We start from the raw sequence: 14,615 nt of genomic DNA on the forward strand, positions 1-14,615 counted from the left end.
CTAAGCCCAACATTCCCACGAGTCTTTGTCGTAGAAGTCCTGGAAGCGGCTGATCGCGCTGGAGTTGTGGTAGGTCAGCCGGCAGGCACTCTGCCCGTCGATTCCGTCAGATGCGTTGGCGCAATACCACCCGTACGCGTCGCGGCCCTGGACGTAGGTGGCGCCGGAATGGCCGGTTGCCCGGCAGTACGCGGAAAAGTCCAGCCGGCCGAGCTTGCCGTTGGCCTGCCAGCACTGCCAGCTGTGCGGGTCGCTGAAATCGGCGACCCGGTTGGTGAGGTGGCGGGAGTGGTAGGTCCACGCGCAGACCGCCTGGGCGTCGTCGCCAGTGCCGTTGTCGGTCGAGCAGCGCCAGCCGTACGCGTTGTTCGCGACCAGTTTGACCGCCCCCTGACCGGTGGCCCGGCAATAGCCGTCGAAATCCGGTGCGCCCAGCTGGACGACCGCGACCCGCGCGGGCGGGCTGGATGACGGCGGCGGCGAGGATGCGGTGAGGGCCTCGGCCATCGGCGACGGGCTGGCGCTCGGGGTTGGGGACGCGGGCGGTGTGGGGCTGACGGTCGCGCTGGGCGGCGGCGCGGAATGGCTGGCCGGGATGGGGTGCGGTCCGACGATCACCGCGGCGGTGCCGGCGACGATCAGCAGCGCCGCCGCGAGGCTCGCCATCAGGACCGCTCGCGGGCGCCAGTTTTTCCTGTCGGGGCTGGGAATCTCCGTGGTGTCCGCCGGTGGCTCGGCGGGCAGGACGGCGGCATACCGGACGGCGTCCTCGAGCGGTCCGGGCAGCCACTCGACCATCCCGCTCGGTGCGTACGCCGCGAGTGCCGGCACGATTTGTGCGGCGGCCGGCCGGGCGGCCGGATCCTTGCGCAGCCCGGCGGCGATCAGGCCGGCGACGGGGTTGTCGTCCAGCCGGCTCAGCGGGCCGAGATCCGGCTCGCCGTGTACGACGCGGTAGAGCACCGACTCGGGCCGGCCGTCGCCGAAGGGCGGCGTGCCGGTCCACGCGTAAGTGAGCACCGCGGCGAGCGCGAAGATGTCCGCCGGCGGCCCGACGCGGCCCGCGGTGGCCTGTTCCGGCGGCATGAACGCGGCGGTGCCCAGGTGCAGCCCGGTGGCGGTCAGCTGGGTGCCGTGCAGGACTTGGGCGATGCCGAAGTCGATCACCCGCGGGCCGTCCGCGCAGAGCAGGACGTTGGAGGGCTTGAGATCGCGGTGCACGATGCCGGCGTCGTGCAGCGCCGCGAGCGCCTCGGCGATGCCGGCGGCCAATGCGGCGACGGTGGCGGCCGGCAGCGGCCCGTACGTCCGCACCGCCTGTTCGAGCGTCACTCCCGGCACGTACTCGGTGGCCAGCCACGGTTGGCCGGCCTCCAGGTCGGCATCCACCAGCGGTGAGATCCGCGGGCTGGCGACCCGGCGCAGCGTGGCCAGCTCGCGGCCGAACCGGCGCCGGAACACCGGCACGTCGGCCAACTCCGGCCGGATCACCTTCACCGCGGCCACCGCCCCGGTGCCGACGTGCCGCCCCAGATACACCCGGCCCATGGCGCCGCTTCCCAGCCGGCCGAGCAGCGCGTACGGTCCGACCGCCGGTGGGTCGTCGTTGAGCAGTGGCATCGGTCCGAAGTCGGGCTGCCCCACGGGACACCTCCGAAGACAGGGGAGACGCGGTAACCGGCCGGGAACACATGGTAAGGGTGACCGGCAACCGTATGGATGGCGTCAAAAGTCGGCAAGGGTCGTTCAGAACGCGTTAGGACATCTTGGACAACGGCGGTGACAGCCGCACCATTCGAGGCATGGACGACACTTCGGAGCCGATCGGCTGGTTGGTCATCGGCGTCTTGCTGGCGCTGGTCGCCGGTGGTCTTTTCTGGATCGCGAGATGAGCGCGCCGGCACCGCTACCGCGACCGTCCACTGTGGACGCGATGGTCGGCGTACGGCTGGATCCCCGTTGCCGCTGGGACGACTTCGACGCGTTCCTGTGCACCGAGCCGGTCGTACGCGAGGCGTGGCACCTGGCCGGCGACGTCGACGTCGAGTTTCGGCTCAGCTGTGCGGACCTGCTGGCGCTGCGGGCATTCCTCGGCAGGCTGCGCGGTCAACGGGCGGTCGAGCATGTCGCGGTCGGCATGATCCTGCGCCCGGTCACCAGCCTCGGCCGGCCACGGCTGGTCGGCATCGCGGGCGGCCGGTCATGACGCTGAAGGAATTGTTGCCATCGCTGGGATTGTCGCTGCCGGATCGGCTGACACCGGTGGTCTGGCCGCGGACGACCAGGAAGGTCGCCGGAGACATCGAGATCGGCGGCGTGAGCCTGGCCGGGATCGCCGGCCGCTATGGCACGCCGGCGTACGTCCTGGACGAGCTCGACCTGCGCGAGCGCTGCCGCGAGTACATGCGTGCGTTCGCCGGCGAGGAGGTCGCCTATGCCGGCAAGGCGTTGCTGACCCGGGCGGTCGCGCGCTGGGTCGGCGAGGAAGGCCTGTCGCTGGACGTGTGCTCGGCCGGTGAGATGGCCGTCGCGCGAGCGATCGGTTTTCCGGCCGAGCGAGTGATTCTGCACGGCAACGCCAAAACTCCGGCGGATCTGGCGTACGCGCGCGACTATCGGGTGGGCCGGATCGTCATCGACTCGCTCGGCGAGGTCGCCCGGATCGCCGCCGAGGCGGAGCGGCCGCAGCGCGTGTTGCTGCGGATCGTGCCCGGTGTCGACGCGCACACGCACACGGCTCTGACCACCGGCACCGAGCACCAGAAGTTTGGTCTGTCGTTGGCGACCGGCGATGCCGCCGAGGCGGCTCGTCGCGTGCTCGGCCAGCGCGCGCTGCGGTTGTGCGGCGTACACGCACATATTGGCTCGCAGGTCAGCCGTTTCGGTGCGTACGAACAGGAGTTGCGGCAGTTGGTCGCGTTTTTGGCCGGACTGTATGCCGAGCACCGGATCACCGTGCCGGAGCTGAACATCGGCGGTGGACACGCGGTGGCCTATGTGGACGGTGACGACACCTTCGCACTCGACGACTTCGCGACACGGATCCGCCGCGTGCTGCGGTTCGAGTGCCAGGCCAACCGGCTGCCGGTGCCGCGGCTGACCGTCGAGCCCGGCCGTGCCATCGCCGCTCGCGCCGGTGTCGCGATTTACCATGTGGTGTCGGTGAAACGCGCTGGTGGCAGGCGTCTGGTCGCGGTCGACGGCGGCATGAGCGACAACCCGCGGCCGTCGCTGTATGGCGCGCACTACAGCGTGGTTTTGTTGGGACGCAAGGCAGACACGGCCCAGGAGCGGATGACGGTCGTCGGCCGGCACTGCGAGGCCGGTGACATCCTGGCCGAGGACGCGCCGCTGCCGGCGGACGTACGGCCCGGTGACCTGCTGGCCGTGCCGGCGTCCGGCGCGTACCACTTTCCGTTGGCCTCCAACTACAACCTGGTCGGCCGGCCGCCGCTGATCGCCGTGCGCGGTGGCCGTGCGCGCGTACTCGTCCGCCGCGAGACCATCAACGACATCCTGGCGCGCGACATCCGCGAGACCTAGCGAAGGGGCGCATGGCCACCATGCTTGCGTTGGACGCAAGCATGGTGGCCATGCGACCTCAGGGCGTGCCGCCGAGGCGACGGGTGAACGTGTCGGCGGTTTTCCTGACCAGCCGCGCGATCTGTGCTCGGCCGGCGTGGTCGAGCGATCCCGAGCGGAAGGTGGTGGCGACCGCCGCGGCCGGCCGGCCGGTGTGGTCGCGTACGGCCACCGCGACCGACGCATAGCCCTCGGTGACCTCGCCGTCCTCCTCGGCATATCCCTGTTTTCGTTCGGCGGTGAGCGTACGGCGGAGTGCGGTCAGCGTTCGCGGACCGACGCCGGTGCGGTCGACGAGCGTGTCAGCCGACGGAAAAAGCGCGCGCAGCTGGTTGGCCGGCAGTGCCGCCAGCATGGCCCGTCCTGAGGCGGTGAGTTGTGCCGGCAGGCGTACGCCGACATCGGTGACCAACGGCTCCGGCCGCGGCGGCCGTGCTTCTATGACGTACAACGTCTCACGGCCGTGCAGGACACCCAGATGCGCGGTGAAACCGATGTCGGCGACGAGTTTTGTCAGCAACGGCCGGCCAAGGCGTTCCAGCGGAGTGACGCGCAGGTAGGCGCTGCCGATCTCGAAGGCGGCCACGCCGAGCGAATAGCGGCGTTCCTCCGGAAGGTGTGTGACGAATCCCTGGTCGGCGAGCGCGTTGAGCAGGTGGTAGGTGCTGGACCGCGGCAGTCCGAGCTCGCGCGCGATCGTGCTGGCCGGCAACGGCGCCGGCCGCGCGGCCAGCAGCCGCAGCACCTCCAGCGCTCGTCGTACGGCCGGGATCTGCTCCTGCACGCGGCCAATCTATTACCTGACTGGTAATCGACGCGCGTTCGCCGTTCTGGCAGATTTCTGGAGTGTCACAGTCGTTGGAAACAAAGGAGAATCCGGTGAAGGACATCGCCGCTCGCTACATCGCCGTGTGGAACGAGAAAGACGCCGACGCGCGTGCCAAGGCGGTCGCCGACCTGTGGACCGAGGACGGCGGCTACACCGACCCGCTGGCCGCCGTGCGCGGACCGGAGGCCATCGCCGCCGTCATCGCCGGCGCGCGGGAACAGTTTGCCGGTTTCGAGTTCCGGCTCGTCGACAACGTCGACGCGCACCACGACACCGTACGGTTTGGCTGGCAGTTGCTGCCGGCCAGCGGGACCGAGTCGGTCGTCGACGGCTTCGACGTACTCGCGCTGACCGAGGATGGCCGCATCCGGGAGGCCTACGGTTTCCTGGACAAGGTCCCGGCCGCCTGAGGACACCGTATGGTCGGCGCATGACCAAACCGATCATCCTCGTCCCCGGATTCTGGCTCGGCGCGTGGGCCTGGGACGACGTGGCCGCCATCCTGCGCGACGACGGCCACGACGTCACCGCGCTCACGCTGCCGGGCCTGGAGTCCGCCGACGTGGACCGCTCGAAGGTGACGCTCTCCGACCATGTCGAGGCGATCGCCGACGCCGTACGCGCCGCGGACCAGCCGGTCGTGCTGGCCGTACACAGCGGCACCGGTTTCTCCGGCTATGCCGCGACCGACCTGGTCCCGGAGCGGATCGCCACGATGGTGTATGTGGACTCGGCGCCGGGCAAAGGTGCGCTGGAGCCCGGTTTCGACGGGGTGGAGCGGCCGCTGCCGTCGTGGGAGGAACTGGACGAGAACCTCGACGGCCTGACCGAGGAGCACCTGGAGACCTTCCGGCGGCGGTCCGTCCCGATCCCCGGTGCGCTTCTTCGCGAGAGCGCCGAGTTCACGAACGACCGCCGGTTGGACGTGCGGACCGTGATGATCTGCACCGGCATGCCGTCGGCGCAGCTCAGGGCGCACCTCACGGAGGGATGGGCGTGGCTGGCCGGACTGTCGGAGCTGCACGACGTCACGTACGAGGACCTGCCGACCAGCCACTGGCCGATGTGGTCGCGGCCCCGGGACCTCGCCACCCTCCTCGCCGAGGCCGCCGGATAAGACCTCTAAGTCCGAATGCCTCCTTCTTGACCTCCTGAATCGATCCGCGCGGTCAACAAAGTCGCATCCGGGTGCCGGATGGCGTGTCCGAATGGGACCGGTCGACATATTCGCGCAGGTCACGCGGCGTCGGACGACGCAATCGGAATCCGATTGCGTCGTCCGGCAGGTGTGTCTCGGATCTGAGACGCGTTTGCCCCGCCAGGAGCGGCGGAATGCGGCCGGAGCGGGTGGAATAGGCCTCATGAGTGAGGTGGTGCTGGTCGGCGTCGAGCCGGCGACGGCGGACGACGTGGTCAGGGTCGCGCGGCACGGCGCGAAGGTCGAGCTGACCGACGCGGCGGTCAAGGCGATGCGGGCGTCCCGCGACGTGATCGACGAGCTGGCCGGCGACGAAGGCACGCCGCATTACGGTGTGTCGACCGGCTTCGGCGCGCTCGCCACCACCTACATCCCGGCTGACCGCCGGGCCGCGCTGCAGCGGTCGCTCGTACGGTCACACGCGGCCAGCTCCGGTCCGGAGGTCGAGCGCGAGGTCGTACGCGCGTTGATGCTGCTGCGGCTGCGGACGCTGGCCAGCGGCCGGACGGGCGTCCGGCCGGAGACCGCGCGGCTGCTGGCCGACCTGCTCAATCACGGCATCACACCGGTCGTCGGTGAGTACGGCAGCCTCGGCTGTTCCGGCGACCTCGCACCGCTCTCGCACGTCGCGCTCGCGTTGACCGGCGAAGGTGACGTACGCGACGCGAACGGTGATCGCATGACCGCCGCGGCGGCTCTGCGCAAGGAAAACCTGCAACCGGTCGAGCTGGCGGCCAAGGAAGGCCTGGCGCTGATCAACGGCACCGACGGCATGCTCGGCATGCTCACGCTTGCCGCCGCAGACCTGGAAAAGCTGTTGCGACTCGCCGACGTGGCCGCCGCGATGAGCGTCGAGGCGTTGCTCGGCACCGACCGTGTCTTCGCCGCCGACCTGCAGGAGCTGCGGCCACAGCCGGGACAGGCGCTGGCCGCGGCGAACATGCGAAAACTCCTCGCTGACTCGAAAATCATGGAGAGCCACCGCGGTCCCGACTGCACTCGCGTCCAGGACGCGTATTCGCTGCGCTGCGCGCCGCAGGTCGCCGGCGCGGCTCGCGACACGCTCAACTACACCAACCTGGTGGCGCACCGCGAGCTGGCGTCCACAGTGGACAATCCGGCTGTGCTCGCAGATGGTCGGGTCGAGTCCAACGGCAACTTCCACGGCGCTCCGGTCGCGTACGCGCTGGACTTCCTGGCCATTCCGGTCGCCGACCTGGCCAGCATGTCGGAGCGGCGTACGGACCGGATGCTGGATGTCGCGCGATCGCACGGACTGCCGCCGTTCCTGGCGCACGAGGTCGGCGTCGACTCCGGCCACATGATCGCGCACTACACCCAGGCCGGCGTGGTTTCCGAGTTGAAACGACTGGCAAACCCGGCCAGCGTCGACTCGATCCCGACCTCCGCGATGCAGGAGGACCACGTGTCGATGGGATGGGCCGGCGGACGAAAGCTCCGCCGCTCCGTCGACGGGCTGCGTACGGTGCTGGCGATCGAGATCCTGACCGCCGCTCGCGCGCTCGACCTGCGCGCGCCGCTGATGCCAGCGCCAGCGACGAAAGCGGTCGTCGACGTGCTGAGGTCCACAGTGGACGGACCGGGTCCTGACCGCTATCTGGCGCCCGACATCGAGCGTACGGTCGCCGCGCTGGACGATCTGCTGCACGCCGCCGAATCCGTGACCGGACCTTTGGACTAGGAGAAAACGATGGTCAGCTCGCCGAGAGGCACGACGTTGACGGCGCGGTCGTGGCAGACCGAGGCGCCGCTGCGGATGCTGCAGAACAACCTCGACCCCGAGGTCGCCGAGCGGCCGGACGACCTGGTCGTCTACGGCGGCACCGGCAAGGCCGCGCGCGACTGGCCGAGTTTTCACGCGCTCGTACGAACCCTGACCGACCTGCGCGACGACGAGACCATGCTGGTCCAAAGTGGACGGCCGGTCGGTGTCATGCGTACGCACGAGTGGGCTCCCCGCGTGCTGATCGCCAACTCCAACCTGGTGCCCGACTGGGCCAGCTGGCCGGAGTTTCGCAAGCTCGAACACCTTGGCCTGACGATGTATGGCCAGATGACCGCCGGATCGTGGATCTACATTGGTACGCAAGGCATCCTGCAGGGGACCTACGAGACTTTCGCCGCGGTGGCGGAAAAACGCTTCAACGGTACGCTCGCCGGCACGCTGACCCTGACCGCCGGCTGCGGTGGCATGGGTGGCGCGCAGCCGCTCGCCGTCACCATGAACGGCGGCGCCGTTATTTGTATCGATGTCGACAAATCGCGGCTGCAAAGGCGTGTCGACCACCGCTATCTGGACGTCATCGCGTCCAATGTGGACGATGCGATCGAACAGGCGGTGACGGCCAAGCGCGAACGCCGTCCGATGTCGGTCGGCCTGGTCGGCAACGCGGCCACGCTGGTGCCGGAGCTGCTGCGCCGCGGTGTCGAGATCGACATCGTCACCGACCAAACGTCCGCGCACGACCCGCTCTCGTACGTGCCGGAAGGCATCGACCCCGGCGACGCTCCCGACTATGCGGCGAAAAAACCGGAGGAGTTCACCGATCGCGCCCGTGCGTCGATGGCCAAGCACGTGGAGGCGATGGTCGGTTTCCAGGACGCCGGCGCCGAGGTTTTCGACTACGGCAACTCGCTGCGTGGCGAGGCGCGGCTCGGCGGCTATGACCGCGCGTTCGACTATCCGGGTTTCGTGCCGGCCTACATCCGGCCGCTGTTCTGCCAGGGCAAGGGACCGTTCCGGTGGGCCGCGCTTTCCGGCGATCCCAAGGACATCGCGGTCACCGACCGGGCGATCCTCGATCTTTTCCCGGAAAACGAGTCGCTCAACCGGTGGATCCGGCTGGCCGGCGAGAAAGTCGCGTTCCAGGGACTGCCGGCGCGGATCTGCTGGCTCGGCTATGGCGAGCGGCACCTGGCCGGCCTGCGGTTCAACGAGCTGGTGCGAAGCGGCGAGATCAGCGCGCCGGTGGTGATCGGCCGCGACCACCTCGACTGCGGCAGCGTGGCCTCGCCGTATCGCGAGACCGAGAGCATGGCCGACGGCTCCGACGCGATCGCCGACTGGCCGCTGCTCAACGCGCTGGTCAACACAGCTTCCGGCGCGTCGTGGGTGTCGATCCACCACGGCGGGGGTGTCGGCATCGGCCGGTCGATCCACGCCGGCCAGGTGACCGTCGCCGATGGTACGGAGCTGGCCGCGCAGAAGCTCGAGCGCGTACTCACCAACGATCCCGGCATGGGGGTCATCCGGCACGTCGACGCCGGCTATCCGCTGGCGCGCGAGGTCGCCGAGGCGCACGACGTGCACGTCCCTATGGCACACAGCCCGATGGCGGCACAGTGACCTCGCTGGTCATCGATGACATCGGCCAGCTCGTCACCAACGATCCGGGGCTCGGCGAAGGACCGCTCGGCCTGCGTACGCACGCGGCGGTCGCCATCGACAACGGCGTGGTGACCTGGGTCGGAGACTCCGCCGCGGCACCACCCGCCGACGAGCGCATCGATGCCGCCGGAGCGTGTGTGATCCCGGGGTTCGTCGACAGCCACGCGCATCTGGTGTTCGCCGGCGACCGTACGGACGAGTTCGCCGCGCGGATGGCCGGCGAGCGATACACCGCCGGCGGCATCCGTACGACGGTGGCGGCAACGCGCGCGGCGACGGACGACCAGCTCAGAGCCAATGTCGCGCGGCTGACCGCGGAGATGCTGTGGCAGGGGACGACGACGGTCGAGATCAAGAGCGGTTACGGCTTGACCGTCGCCGACGAGCGGCGGTCACTGCGCATCGCTGGCGAGTTCACCACGGAGACGACCTACCTCGGTGCGCATGTGGTGCCCGCGGATGCCGAGGTCGCCGACTATGTGGAGCTGGTGACCGGCGACATGCTGGCCGCGTGCGCGCCATACGCGCGATGGGCCGACGTCTTCTGCGAGGAAGGTGCCTTCGGCGTCGACGCGGCTCGTACGATCCTGACGGCCGCACGGAAGGCGGGCCTGGCGCTGCGCGTACACGCCAACCAGCTGCGGCCTGGACCAGGCGTGCGACTGGCCGCCGAGCTTGGCGCGGCCAGTGCGGACCACTGCACGTACCTGTCGGATGCGGACGTCGACGCGCTTGGCCAGTCGGGCACGGTCGCGACGCTGCTGCCAGGTGTGGAGTTCTCCACACGGTCGCCGTTTCCGGACGGCCGGCGGCTGCTGGCGGCCGGCGTACGGGTCGCGATCGCCACGGACTGCAACCCGGGCACCTCGTACACGTCGAGCATGCCGTTCTGCGTCGCGCTCGCGGTGCGTGACATGGGTCTGACGTGCGCCGAGGCGCTAGCTGCGGCAACGGTCGGTGGCGCCGCGGCGTTGCGGCGCGACGACGTCGGACGGCTCACGCCGGGTAGTCGCGGCGACGCCGTCGTCCTCGACACGCCGCGTTACGAACATCTCGCATATCGGCCAGGGGTGCCGATTGTTCGCGCAGTTGTACGCGATGGTGCGAAAGTCGCCGAATCACTGGCCGTAACCGGCGAGGCCTGATTGGCCACCCGTGCGAAAACCGGGGCGAGTCGGCGCTAGCCTGTGGTGTATGTCTGCGCGCTCCCGCTCCGGCTTCATGGGGGCCGTGCGCGCTCGGTCGAGCTGGCTGCTCTGGTTCGGGGTGGCGCTCGCGCCGGTCGCGGCCCTGCTGCTGGCCTTCGGCCAGGGCACCAGCCCGCTCCGGATCGCCGCCGTGCTGGCGCTGGTCGCGGTGGTGCTGATCGGCCTGTCGGTGGTGCTGCGGCCGGAGCCGGCGGAGATCCGCGACGAGATCACCGACGACATGCAGCACGAGGTCGACCAGGTCCGTGACGAGGTGATCGTGCTCAAGCGCGACATCGAGCGGTCGATGCGCGCCGAGCTGGAGCGCGTACGCACCGAGCTCGCGCAGCGGCAGCCGGAGCCGATCGACCTGCGTACGCCGGGACGTGCCGCCGTGCCGGCCAAGCAGCGCAACATGCGGGAGACCGAACGGGTCGCACGCCAGGACCGCAACACGCGCGACACCGACCGGGTCGCCGTCAACGGCCGGCCACCGGCGCGTAATGCCAACGGCACGCCGGCCGGTTCGCGCGGGTCGGCGCAGGTCGCGGCCGCGCGCGCGTCGGTCAACGGCAACCGCCCGGAAGGCGACCGGCCGGCCAACCGGCCGATCAGCGGCAGCCCCATCTCGCCGGTCAGCGGTCAGACGCAGCCGATGCCGACGATCGACACGCCGCGGCGCGGCGGCGGCCGTGCGAGTGTCCCGCCGCCACCAGCTCCGCCAGCGGTCCCGGAGCCAGCCGCCGAGCCCCGGCGTAACGGCCGCGCGCACGTCGGCGGACCGGACGCCAACCTGGCCAGCCAGCTGGACAGCTGGCTCGACTCGCGCGACAAGGGGGCCCGGCAGTCGCCGCTGGCCCAGCCGTCGCCGCCGCGCCGCAAGCAGGAGCCGCCGGCCGCGCCGAAGTCCTCGTCGCGCTGGTCCTCATACCAGGTGGACAACGGCGCCGACGACCCACTGTTCGGCAGCATGCCGCCGGCCGAGCCGCAGCTCGACCGGCGCTCGTCCGGCAGCCGGCACGAGCGCGGCCAGATGCCGCCGGCCGCGCGCGCCGACAACGAGGTCTCGACCAGCTCCGAGGCCGACCCGTACGACCCGGAGGCGACGCAGCCGTACGACCCGCCGGGCCCGCGCCGCCGCCGGCGCGCGGCCGAGGAGCCGCCGGCCGAGGACACCGGCTATTCCGGCGGCCGCCGGTCCGCCGGCAGCCACTCGGGGTCGTCGTACGGCTCGGCGAGCGGCCGGTCGCGGTCGTCCCGCTCCGAGGTGCTCGGCCGCCACTCGCAGTCGCCGCCGGCCTCCGGCCGCCACTCCCGCGGCACCGACTCGTACTGACCAGAACCGTGCCGGGGTGACCTCTTAGCTGGAGACGTCCTTGCCGGCGAAGCGGGCCCAGGCCAGCGACCCGAAGATCGCGATGTAGACCAGCGCCGACACCACACCGGTCAGCGAGTCCTGCATGGTGATCGGGTCACGCAGGAAGTCGCCGAACGAGAACCACCAGTGCGTCGGCAGCCACGGCGCCAGGGCCGACAGTTGGGGGATCTGGTCCAGCACCTCGCTGGCCACCGCCAGGCCGGCGGTCGCCGCCATCGCCGCCACCGGATAGTCGGTCAGCGTCGAGATGAACATGCCGATCGCGGCCAGCGCCGACATGCACAGGCCCAGATACAGGCAGACGTACAGGATCCGCAGCATGGCCTCGGACAGCGGTGCGGTCGTGCCGGACAGCATCAGCACCGAGCCGCTCGGAAACAGGACCAGGCCGACGACCGCGCCGACCACGCCGACCAGAAGCGTTGCGGAAAAACAGAAAATCACCGCCGCCGCATACTTCGTGACCAGCAGGCGTACGCGATTCACCGGTACGGTCAGCAAATAGCGCAAGGTGCCCTGGTTGGCCTCGCCAGCGACCGCATCGCCGGAGACGACCGCGACCGCCAGCGGCAGGAACAGTGGCGTGATGGCAAAGAGGGCCGCGAGCGACACGAACAGGCCGTTTTGCGCGATGCTGTTGAAGAAAACCGGTCCCCGGCCGTCTGCGCTGTTGATTTTCACCGCGACGGCGATGAGGATCGGCACCACCGCGAGCACCGCCAGCACGGCCTGGTTGCGCCGCCGGCCGTAGACCAACCGCAGCTCCGACAACAACAACCGCGGGCTCACCGGACGCGGTGTCCACTGTGGACGCGCGAGCGTCTCAGCCGCTGACATCGAAACCCTCCCCGGTGAGCGACACGAACACGTCCTCCAGGTCGGCGCTGGTCAGCTGGTAACCGCTCACCGGTACGCCGTCGGACACCAGCTGCCGCAGGATGTCCTCGGCCGCGTTTTCGCCTGGTGAGGCGGAAACCTCGCCGTCGGCGACGGTGACCTCGGCGAGTCCGAGCCGTTTCAACGTCTCCACGGCGTCGGCCGTCGAGGTCGTGCTGACGCGTACGCGCGGCGCTGTCGACGCGCGCAGCTCGGCCAGCGTGCCGTTGGCGACCAGCTTGCCGACGTGCATGACGCCGACGTGCGTACAGACCTGCTCCACCTCGGACAGCAGGTGCGTCGACAGCAACACGGTCGTGCCGTCGGCGGCCAGCTCGCCGACCAGGTGGCGGATCTCGCGCGTCCCCTGCGGGTCGAGGCCGTTGGTCGGCTCGTCCAGCACCAGCAGCGAGCGCGGCTGCAGCAGCGCCGCGGCGATGCCGAGGCGCTGGCGCATGCCGAGTGAGTACGCGCGAAACTTCTTGCGTGCCGCCGCGGTCAGGCCGACCCGCTCCAGCGCGTGGCCGATCCTGGCGCGCGCGGTGGCCGGGTCGGCCGTACGGTCGGCGCAGTCGATCCGCCGCAGGTTGTCGGTGCCGCTCAGCTGCGGATGAAAGGCCGGGCCCTCCACCAGCGCGCCGACACGTGGCAACACCGCGCCGGCGTGCTTCGGCATCGCCAGGCCGAGCAGGCTGTGCGAGCCGGAGGTCGGCGCGATCAGGCCGAGCAGCATCCGGATCGTCGTGGTCTTGCCCGACCCGTTCGGCCCGAGGAAGCCGAAGACGCTGCCGGCCGGTACGGCCAGGTCGAGGTGGTCGACCGCGACCTGGCCGCCGCGAAACCGTTTGGTCAGTCCGTGCGTACGAATCGCGGTGTCGTCAGCTGGCACCCCGTCAGTCTCCTCGACCGACTGACCGGGCTCGGCCAGCGCGGTCATTTCTGCGCCGCTGCCGCGTAGAGCAGCTCCGGCTTCACCGCACCGACCAGCACGCGGCCGTCATCGGTGATCAGCGCGCTGAACAGCGACGACGAGAGCAGCCGGCCGCTGCCCCAGCTGCCGGAGACCTTCGGCAACGAGTTGAGAATGCCCTGTACGCTCTGCTGGCCCTCTCGCCGGTCACCCTGCGCCGGCTGGCCACTCAGCGCACCGGCCGGCAGTTTCGCGACCACGACAGAGGTCCAGCCGGTGCCGACGACGTTCGGCCGCTCGTTGGCCGGCAGCGACTGGATCTTCTTCTTCGGATCCGGCAGCTGCTTCTTCGGGGTGTTCTGCTGGTTGACCTTGGTGCCGGGCGGCGGCGTGAAGGTGAAGTTGTCCGCCGACGGCGCGGAGAAGTTGACCTGGCTGAAGCCGACCTTGATCGCCGGCTTGCCGGCGCCGGCCGCGAACACCTCGACCTGCAGCGGCAGCTTGGTGGCGCCGTCGATGGCGACCCGCACCTGGCCGACCAGCGATCGGTTGTCCTTCGGCTGGATCAGCAGCTCGTACGCCGGACGGCCGGCGACCGTCGAGCTGCCGGTGGTGGTGACCGTGGTGGTGGGGCCGATGGCCTTGAGCAGGTCGGCGGCGATCTCCTGCGGCGTCGCGTTGGCGAGCGGATGCTCCTTACCCGGCGACGGCGTGCCGGACGTACGCTTCCGCTCCGGCAACGTCGTGTGCGTCGCGGAGTGGTCGCTGCTCGACCAGACCCACAGGTCGTGGCTGTTCAGGATGACGTCCGACTCGCCGAGCTGGCCGAGCAGCGCGATCCGCGCCTTGTCCGGACCGGCGTACCAGACCCGCAGCGTGTGGCTGCCGGACACCATCGACGACAGCGACGAGCTGCCGCCGGTCGGGGCGCCGGTGCCGGTCAGCCCCGGCAGCTCGGGCAGACCCAGGTCGGAGGTCTGTACGACGGTGCCGGACAGGCCGTTGACCTTCGCGGTCTGGACGGCGGCGAGCAGTTGCTGCGCGGTCATCGGCGGCAGTGTCGGCGCCGGGTCGGCGTTGAGCACCGCACCGGACGCCGGCACGGCGATCGCGACGGCCGCAATGCCGGCCGGGACTCCCCAGCGGAGCATTCTGTTGCGACGGTTATGGGTTGGCGCCTGCGTCTCATCTGGATGTGCTGACATGCCGAAACCTCCTTGGCTTTCCCTCAGCTCATTCACATAGT

13 protein-coding genes are annotated in these 14,615 nt (G+C 70.2%); 8 read left to right on the forward strand and 5 right to left on the reverse strand.

Annotation, left to right across the window (positions count from 1 at the left end; genetic code table 11):
• Window positions 1-1,644 (reverse strand): serine/threonine-protein kinase, encoded by a 1,644-nt coding sequence (locus GNX95_RS41635; RefSeq protein WP_163513657.1) that lies wholly within the window; start codon window positions 1,642-1,644, stop codon window positions 1-3.
• Between the two features lie 244 nt (window positions 1,645-1,888).
• Here GNX95_RS41635 and GNX95_RS41640 point away from each other — a divergent pair, with 244 nt between their 5' ends.
• Window positions 1,889-2,206 carry an Lrp/AsnC ligand binding domain-containing protein gene (locus GNX95_RS41640; RefSeq protein WP_163513658.1) on the forward strand — a complete coding sequence of 106 codons (318 nt, stop codon included), beginning with the start codon at window positions 1,889-1,891 and terminating at the stop codon, window positions 2,204-2,206.
• Window positions 2,203-3,543 (forward strand): diaminopimelate decarboxylase, encoded by a 1,341-nt coding sequence (gene lysA, locus GNX95_RS41645; RefSeq protein WP_163513659.1) that lies wholly within the window; start codon window positions 2,203-2,205, stop codon window positions 3,541-3,543. Before GNX95_RS41640 ends, lysA begins: the two co-directional genes overlap by 4 nt.
• Before the next feature lie 58 nt (window positions 3,544-3,601).
• Here the strand turns inward: lysA and GNX95_RS41650 are convergent, their stop codons facing one another.
• Entirely contained in the window at window positions 3,602-4,366 is a 765-nt protein-coding gene (locus GNX95_RS41650; RefSeq protein ID WP_163513660.1) for an IclR family transcriptional regulator, read from the reverse strand.
• A gap of 95 nt (window positions 4,367-4,461) precedes the next feature.
• Here GNX95_RS41650 and GNX95_RS41655 point away from each other — a divergent pair, with 95 nt between their 5' ends.
• The 6 genes from GNX95_RS41655 (at window position 4,462) to GNX95_RS41680 (ending at window position 11,541) form a co-directional block, all read left to right on the forward strand.
• The gene (locus GNX95_RS41655; RefSeq protein WP_222854322.1) at window positions 4,462-4,821 is read left to right on the forward strand and encodes a nuclear transport factor 2 family protein; all 360 of its coding nucleotides are present in this window, start codon (window positions 4,462-4,464) and stop codon (window positions 4,819-4,821) included.
• Between the two features lie 20 nt (window positions 4,822-4,841).
• Window positions 4,842-5,528 carry an alpha/beta fold hydrolase gene (locus GNX95_RS41660; protein WP_163513661.1) on the forward strand — a complete coding sequence of 229 codons (687 nt, stop codon included), beginning with the start codon at window positions 4,842-4,844 and terminating at the stop codon, window positions 5,526-5,528.
• A 244-nt stretch (window positions 5,529-5,772) separates the two neighbouring features.
• On the forward strand, window positions 5,773-7,311 hold the full coding sequence (hutH, locus tag GNX95_RS41665) for a histidine ammonia-lyase (protein ID WP_163513662.1): 1,539 nt from the start codon (window positions 5,773-5,775) through the stop codon (window positions 7,309-7,311).
• A gap of 9 nt (window positions 7,312-7,320) precedes the next feature.
• The gene (hutU, locus tag GNX95_RS41670) at window positions 7,321-8,976 is read left to right on the forward strand and encodes a urocanate hydratase (RefSeq protein WP_163513663.1); all 1,656 of its coding nucleotides are present in this window, start codon (window positions 7,321-7,323) and stop codon (window positions 8,974-8,976) included.
• Entirely contained in the window at window positions 8,973-10,163 is a 1,191-nt protein-coding gene (hutI, locus tag GNX95_RS41675; protein WP_163513664.1) for an imidazolonepropionase, read from the forward strand. The genes hutU and hutI overlap by 4 nt, the downstream gene beginning before the upstream one ends.
• Before the next feature lie 49 nt (window positions 10,164-10,212).
• Window positions 10,213-11,541, forward strand: a complete 1,329-nt coding sequence (locus GNX95_RS41680; protein ID WP_163513665.1) for a hypothetical protein — start codon at window positions 10,213-10,215, stop codon at window positions 11,539-11,541.
• A gap of 24 nt (window positions 11,542-11,565) precedes the next feature.
• On the opposite strand, the gene GNX95_RS41685 is transcribed toward GNX95_RS41680, so the two are convergent.
• The 3 genes from GNX95_RS41685 to GNX95_RS41695 are packed head-to-tail and all read right to left on the reverse strand — an operon-like array spanning window position 11,566 to window position 14,574.
• Entirely contained in the window at window positions 11,566-12,420 is an 855-nt protein-coding gene (locus tag GNX95_RS41685; RefSeq protein ID WP_163513666.1) for an ABC transporter permease, read from the reverse strand.
• Window positions 12,407-13,396, reverse strand: a complete 990-nt coding sequence (locus tag GNX95_RS41690) for an ABC transporter ATP-binding protein (RefSeq protein WP_163513667.1) — start codon at window positions 13,394-13,396, stop codon at window positions 12,407-12,409. The genes GNX95_RS41685 and GNX95_RS41690 overlap by 14 nt, the downstream gene beginning before the upstream one ends.
• The gene (locus tag GNX95_RS41695; protein ID WP_222854323.1) at window positions 13,393-14,574 is read right to left on the reverse strand and encodes a LolA family protein; all 1,182 of its coding nucleotides are present in this window, start codon (window positions 14,572-14,574) and stop codon (window positions 13,393-13,395) included. The genes GNX95_RS41690 and GNX95_RS41695 overlap by 4 nt, the downstream gene beginning before the upstream one ends.
• Window positions 14,575-14,615: the final 41 nt, after the last annotated feature.

The organism is Fodinicola acaciae, assembly GCF_010993745.1.
Taxonomy (GTDB): domain Bacteria; phylum Actinomycetota; class Actinomycetes; order Mycobacteriales; family HKI-0501; genus Fodinicola; species Fodinicola acaciae.

Excerpts from the sequence above, each read along its gene's own strand:
- GNX95_RS41680 (WP_163513665.1), top strand. The coding sequence starts at position 10,213 with ATGTCTGCGCGCTCCCGCTCCGGCTTCATGGGGGCCGTGCGCGCTCGG.
- lysA (WP_163513659.1), top strand. The coding sequence starts at position 2,203 with ATGACGCTGAAGGAATTGTTGCCATCGCTGGGATTGTCGCTGCCGGAT.
- GNX95_RS41695 (WP_222854323.1), bottom strand. The coding sequence starts at position 14,574 with ATGTCAGCACATCCAGATGAGACGCAGGCGCCAACCCATAACCGTCGC.
- GNX95_RS41640 (WP_163513658.1), top strand. The coding sequence starts at position 1,889 with ATGAGCGCGCCGGCACCGCTACCGCGACCGTCCACTGTGGACGCGATG.
- hutH (WP_163513662.1), top strand. The coding sequence starts at position 5,773 with ATGAGTGAGGTGGTGCTGGTCGGCGTCGAGCCGGCGACGGCGGACGAC.
- GNX95_RS41660 (WP_163513661.1), top strand. The coding sequence starts at position 4,842 with ATGACCAAACCGATCATCCTCGTCCCCGGATTCTGGCTCGGCGCGTGG.
- GNX95_RS41690 (WP_163513667.1), bottom strand. The coding sequence starts at position 13,396 with ATGACCGCGCTGGCCGAGCCCGGTCAGTCGGTCGAGGAGACTGACGGG.
- hutU (WP_163513663.1), top strand. The coding sequence starts at position 7,321 with ATGGTCAGCTCGCCGAGAGGCACGACGTTGACGGCGCGGTCGTGGCAG.
- GNX95_RS41685 (WP_163513666.1), bottom strand. The coding sequence starts at position 12,420 with ATGTCAGCGGCTGAGACGCTCGCGCGTCCACAGTGGACACCGCGTCCG.